Origin of the sequence: Rhodococcus sp. IEGM 1408, assembly GCF_033142235.1 — a bacterium.
In the GTDB taxonomy this organism is placed as follows: Bacteria; Actinomycetota; Actinomycetes; order Mycobacteriales; family Mycobacteriaceae; genus Dietzia.
Genome location: NZ_JAWLRW010000007.1, coordinates 96,206 through 102,205, shown reverse-complemented (window position 1 = coordinate 102,205; position 6,000 = coordinate 96,206). Strand labels below are relative to the sequence as shown.

Here is a 6,000-nt window from a genome sequence, read left to right as displayed (position 1 = left end):
CCGGACGAACCGGCCATGAGCAGGGCGAGCGACCCGCCGAGTGAACCCATTTCCGTGGAACCCTCACCCGAGCCCTCGCCGGAACCTTCACCGGAACCCGAGGACAGCTGGTCCAACGACTCACCCTCAGCCGAACCCGCCTCCGAACCGGTCTGCAGCGAACCCGCCTCCAGAGAACCCTCACCCGAGCCCTCACCGGAACCCGACGACAGCTGGTCCAACGACTCACCCTCAGCCGAACCCGCCTCCGAACCGGCCTGGAGCGAACCCGCCTCGAGCGAACCCTCGCCGGAACCCTCACCCGAGCCCTCACCGGAACCCGAGGACAGCTGGCCCAGCGACTCACCCTCAGCCGACCCGGCCGCTGAACCGGCCTCCAGAGACGCGGCGTCGAGCGACCCCGCCTCCAGCGAACCCTCGTCGGACCCGACTCCGGTGGACCCCGCCTCGATGAGCACGACCAGGCTGGCCAGGGAGCCACCCTCGGTCGAACCGGGCCCCGCGGACCCTCCGTCCGAACCCAGGTCGTCGGATCCCGCGCCGTCCGAACCCGCCTGGAGCGAACCCGGTGCGAGTGAACCGGGATCCAGGGAGCCGGTGTCACCCGAACCCGCGTCCGACCCGGCCGAGAGCGGAGCGAGCGACGCCGGGTCCAGCGAATCGGTGTCCGACCCCGACGAGAGCGGACCCAGAGACGCCGGGTCCAGGGAATCGGAGCCAGCCGATCCCGACGAGAGCTGGTCGAGGGAACCGAGTCCCTCGGAGCTGTCGCCCGAACCGCCGTCTCCGGCGGAGCCGAGCGCGGCTCCGAGTCCGACATCGAGACCGAGGGCCCCTATCGAACCCTCGACGGCGGCGCCGAGCCCGAGGTCGAGCCCTGCGCTCTGGGCGTTTGAGACGCCGGTGGCCCCGGCGATGGCGAGGACCGCGGTGCCAGTGACGGCCGCGATACGTAGATGGAGTGGGCGATGCATCTTCATAGTCGGTCCCCTTTTGTTCGAAGGTCACTCACTGTCCCGGCGCTGATCGCCTCGTGGAGTGGGTATCGCTCGCGCTCAGAGTACTGTTACTTTCGTCACAGTTCCACCGTTAGTTTCGGTTACCCGCCCGCCGATCCGCCGCGTGGAGTATGTGGAGGCTAAGTAGGTTCCCGGGAGTAGGACGACGACGAGCCGGACGACCATCTCGTCGTCGTCGTCCTTCTCCCCGGCCAGCACCTAGGCTCGCCGGGGTGACCACCACGCCCGACGTCCCCTCGCCCCCGGTCCCGCCGCTGCGCCGGATGGCGGACGGCACCGTCAAGCAGATCAACCCCTTCACCGGCACCGAGGTGTGGACGGTGCCCGGTCGCGCCAACCGGCCGATCGACCACGCCCCCGACCACGTCGCCGCGGTGGACCCCGACGCAGCTGAGGCGCACTGCGCGTTCTGCGTGACCCGCCTCAGAGAGACGACGCCCGAGAAGGCCCGCCTGGTCCGCGACGGCAGCACCTGGACGGTGCTCGACGAGGTGGCACCGGACCACCTCGACCGCACGACCCCCGAGTTCCGGCTGTTCGGCAACCTCTTCGAGATCGTCTCGATGGACTACTGGAAGGCGGTCCACGGCTACCGGATGTCCGACCGGGCCGCCACCCACCAGCGGGCCTACCTCGCCTCGCCCGCCGGTGCCGACCAAGTCCGGGCGCTGGTCCGCGCCCGCATCGCCGCGGCCCAGGGCGACCCGGCGGCGGTCGACTCCATGACGACGGACGAGTTGGCCGCCCACTCGGAGAGTTTCTTCGGCGGTTGCCACGACGTCGTGGCGGCCCGCCGCCACCTCACCGACGGCGCCACCAGGACCGATCGCCACGCCTCCTCCGGCTCACTCACCCCGGACGAGCACGAGCAGTTTGTCGCCTTCACCGTCCGCGCCATGCGGTGCCTGTACCGCGACAACCCCCACGCCCGGTACGTCTCGGTGTTCCAGAACTGGCTCAAGCCGGCGGGCGCCTCCTTCGCGCATCTCCACAAGCAACTGGTGGCGATCGACCAGGCCCCGGCCAAGACGGACCGTGAGTTGGCCGCGCTCTCGATCGTCCCGGATCTGTACAACACCCTCGGGGTCGACGTCGCGGCCGCGGAGGGGTTGGTGCTGGCGGCCAATGAGCACGCGGTCGCCGTGGTCGGCGTCGGGCACCGCTACCCCGCCCTGGTGATCTACTCGCGATCCGTCGCGAGCCTGCCGTGGGAACACTCCCCGGAGGAGGTCCGCGGGATCTCCGACCTGCTGCACGCGTGTCACGCGGCCACCGGCCCCCTGGTGCCGTGCAACGAGGAGTGGCACGCCCGGCCACCGGGGGTCGGGGTGGCCATGCCGTGGCGGATCGTGCTCAAGTGGCGGATCTCCAACCCGGCCGGGTTCGAGGGCGCGACCGGGATCTTTGTCAACACCATCGACCCGTGGAGCCTGCGCGACCGCGTCGCGCCGCGGCTGGCCGAGCTGCGTGACGCGGGCCGGATCGCCGACATGATGTTGGGAGCAGAGTGCGGGGACGTGCGTGGGTCCCTGCGTTACGGGCGGTGACGACGACGAGGCGGGCCCGCGCGTCCGAGCGTGCCGCGGCCTGGAGGGTCAGTTCACCTAGAGCGCGCGTCGTGCCCGTCCCCGGGGGAGCTCTACGGCCGTGGCCTCGCGGATGCCCGGGACCGAGGCGGGGATGACGACAGGTCCGGCGAGTGTCGGGTCGAGCAGCATCGCCGTGGGCGTCTCCTCCAGACCCTTGTTGATGCTGCGGCAGAGTTCATAGGCGTCCTCGTCGCGCCAGATGTTGACCCAGTGCACCTCCAGACCCTCGCGGGTGACCCGCCTGCGCAGCGCCGCAGAGTACGGGCAACCGGGGCGCCACAGCACGACCACGGTGTTCTGGATCCGGGCCATGGTGCGGACCGACATCATGGGCTCGTGTCCGCTGGACCGGAGCGGGGAGTTCCACACCGCCACACCGATGGATACCACCAGGACCACCGACGCGAGGAAGGTGCCGTGCCCGAGCCCGACGAGGCTCCCCCCGAGCGCACATCCCAGCGCCACGACGGCGGCAGGCCCGAGCCAGTGGCCGGGGGCGAGATCTCGCCTCGCCCGGAAGAGGGGATGTGTCACTCGGACGACCCTACGCCGACAGGTCCCCGTTTCGCGGGCACAGTCACCGAATCGTGACATGGCCACAACTAACCCTCGATCGGCCACAGGTGGCGCGGTAGCGTCGATGTCATGACCGACCCGCCGACGCCGGCCACGTCCCCGCTCCCGGGCACCCGCAAGATCCGCGACCTCACCGGACCCGGGATCACGACCGCGTTCGGCGTGGAGGGTACGGATCTGGGGATCACCGCCAGGACGCCCTCCGGGCGCCTTCTCGCGGTCTTCGGCGACACCTTCGCCGGCGCGGGCATGGGTGCGCCGCATGTGGGCCGGCCCCACCCCGGGATCGCCGAGTGCTCCCCCACCACCGACGAGCGCCCCGGACCGGGCAATCCCGACTGGCGGTCCCCGGTGGGTCTGTTCTCCGACCCGGACGACCTGTCCGCGGGCGTCGACTGGGTGGACGCCGCCGGCCCCGGACCGCAGGACTACGCGGCGCAGTTGATCGACTACGTCCACGGCCGGGGGTGTTCCACGGTCCTGCCGAGCGACGTCCTGACGCTCGGCGACGTCATGTACCTGCACGTCATGGTCAACGAGGGGCTCGGCACGGTCACCCGCACCGAGATCCACCGTTCCACCGACGACGGCCGCACGTGGGAGCCGACCGGTGCCGCGTTCTCCCCTCTACTGGAGGGCGGCCACCGTCAGCTGTGGACGTGGGAGAAGGGTGACGACGGCTACGTCTACGTTCTCTCCACCGGGTTCCAGCGCGACAAGGGCGTCATCCTCATGCGGGTCCGCGAGGAGCATCTCGCCGATCCCGACATCAGCCGCTGGCAGTCGTGGGGCTTCCGCAAGGGCACATGGGCCTGGGGTCACCCCACGACCATCGTGCTCCCGGGACGCATCGGTGAGATGTACCTGCGCCGCTGCGAGGACTTCTGGACCCTGACCTATTTCGACGCCGAGCACTACCGGATCGACTGCCTCACCTTCCCGCACATCGAGGCGGATCTCCTCAACCGCTCGGTGACCACCCACACCACGCTCCTGACCGGGTGCGCCTGGGACGACCAGTCCGACGGGACCGACCCCGCCACCGGCCCGGCCCGCGTCGCCCAGCTCTACTGCGGCTGCCCCATCCCCGGCTCCACGCCGGAGCGTTGGCACTTCGTGGTGAGCCAGTGGAACACCCACGACTCGGCGGCCGGGCCGGCCGGCTGGCCCTACCGTTCGATGCAGTTCGTCGGATCGATCCCCCGCCCGCCCGGCTAGCTCAGGCCCAGGGCAGGGGGCCGAGGTTGCGCTGCGCCCACCCGCGGACGACGTCGGCATCGCGCGGGTCCAGCCCGGTGGTGTCCACCTCGATCGCGTCGGGCCAGGGCGCCAGGCCGGCGAGCTGCGCGTCGAGCACCGCCACCGTGGCCTCCGAGGGGTCCGTGCCGGCGCGGGCCCGCTCCTCGATCCGGCGCACCAGCTCCGCGCGGGGGGCCGTGCACGAGATCTCCACGAGCTCGGCGTGGGCGTCGGCGGCCACGGTCTCGGCCTCGGCCCGGCGGCGCGGGTCCAACCAGGTGGCGTCGAGGACCACGCTGCGGCCGAGCGCGAGCGATTCCGCCGCGCGCTCGAGCAGCTCGGCGTAGACGCCTGATACCGCCTCCTCTGAGTATCGACCGCCGGGGCCAGGGTCAGTCCGCAGCACGTCTGTCCGGAGCAGCTCGGCGCCCAGCAGATCGGCCAGCGGCGCGGCCAGCGTGGATTTGCCCGACCCGGACACCCCGCCGACCAGCAGCAATCTCACCCGTCCCCGGAGGAGCGCGTCGACGGCCCGGTCCGCCAACTCGAGTGCGTGCCGCGCGTCCGCCCCGCCGTCGTCGGACTGCTCGGCTCGGATCGCGGCCACCTTGGCCCGGACCAGCGCGCGGTAGCCGATGTAGTGGTGGACCAGCGACGTCGGCGCATCGTCCCCGGAGAAGTCCCGGTAGGCGGTCAGGAACGCCACGGCGAGGTCCCGTGCTCCTTCCCTGTCGAGGTCCATGGCCAGGAACCCGGCGTCGAGCATCACGTCGCCGTACCGGAGCCGGTCGTCGAACTCGAGGCAGTCGATCACCTGCGGCCCGTCATCGGTCAGGTAGACGTCGGCGGCGAGCAGGTCCCCGTGTCCGTCGACGACCCGCCCCGCGGTGACCCGGGCCTCCAGCAGCCGCTCCCGGCCACGGAGGTACTCCCCCGCCAGGCGCTCGATGTCGTCGACGATCACCGGTGCGTCCTCACCCACGCTAAGGCGGCGCAGGTGATCGAGCGAGTCCCTCCACAGCCCGGCCACCGCCGCCCTCGTGCCAGTGGCGTCGATCTCGCTGGTGTGCGGGCTCGCCGCGTGGAGGTGGTCGAGCTGCCGGGCCACCTCGCGGACGCCGGCCACCAGGTCCGGATGGCCGACACGGCCGGTGTCCGCCGCTCGGAGGCGGACCAGTGAGTCCAGGCTCCGTTCGGAGGGCAGGCGCCGCATGCGGACGACGTGGTCGATCACCTCGCCGTCGGGACCCCGGACCTCCAACACGCCGGTGTAGACGTCCGGTGCCAAGCGGCTGTTGAGCTCGACCTCGCGCCGGCTCTGCTCGGCCCGCGCTTCGACAGTCCTGTTGTCCAGGAATCCGAGGTCGACCGGTTTGCGGATCTTGTGAGCCTGATCACCCCAGAGCACGATGAGCGAGCTGTGGGTCTCGATGACGGCGGGCCGGCCGCTCGTCACCGGGCCGATGCGTCCGGGGGTGTCCATGACCCCAGCCTAGGCAGGCATGACGCGGTTCGCGCCCGGACCGCGGGGCTGTCCGGATCGGCCCCCATCGCACCCGGCGGCCGACGTGTTACCT

General features: G+C 71.3%; 4 protein-coding genes and 1 pseudogene. 2 read left to right on the top strand and 3 right to left on the bottom strand.

The window, feature by feature from the left end; all coding sequences use genetic code 11:
• Positions 1 to 980: pseudogene (locus R4P08_RS12400) on the bottom strand (hypothetical protein); the annotation flags it as partial.
• Positions 981 to 1,231: 251 nt separating this feature from the next.
• On the opposite strand from R4P08_RS12400, the gene R4P08_RS12395 reads away from it, so the two are divergent.
• On the top strand, positions 1,232 to 2,566 hold the full coding sequence (locus R4P08_RS12395) for a DUF4921 family protein (protein WP_317814200.1): 1,335 nt from the start codon (positions 1,232 to 1,234) through the stop codon (positions 2,564 to 2,566).
• Between the two features lie 57 nt (positions 2,567 to 2,623).
• Here the strand turns inward: R4P08_RS12395 and R4P08_RS12390 are convergent, their stop codons facing one another.
• Positions 2,624 to 3,142 carry a hypothetical protein gene (locus tag R4P08_RS12390; protein ID WP_317814198.1) on the bottom strand — a complete coding sequence of 173 codons (519 nt, stop codon included), beginning with the start codon at positions 3,140 to 3,142 and terminating at the stop codon, positions 2,624 to 2,626.
• A 111-nt stretch (positions 3,143 to 3,253) separates the two neighbouring features.
• Between R4P08_RS12390 and R4P08_RS12385 the strand changes: the two genes are divergently transcribed.
• Positions 3,254 to 4,402 (top strand): DUF4185 domain-containing protein, encoded by a 1,149-nt coding sequence (locus tag R4P08_RS12385; RefSeq protein WP_317814196.1) that lies wholly within the window; start codon positions 3,254 to 3,256, stop codon positions 4,400 to 4,402.
• A 1-nt stretch (position 4,403) separates the two neighbouring features.
• Here the strand turns inward: R4P08_RS12385 and R4P08_RS12380 are convergent, their stop codons facing one another.
• Positions 4,404 to 5,906 carry an AAA family ATPase gene (locus R4P08_RS12380; protein ID WP_317814195.1) on the bottom strand — a complete coding sequence of 501 codons (1,503 nt, stop codon included), beginning with the start codon at positions 5,904 to 5,906 and terminating at the stop codon, positions 4,404 to 4,406.
• Positions 5,907 to 6,000: the final 94 nt, after the last annotated feature.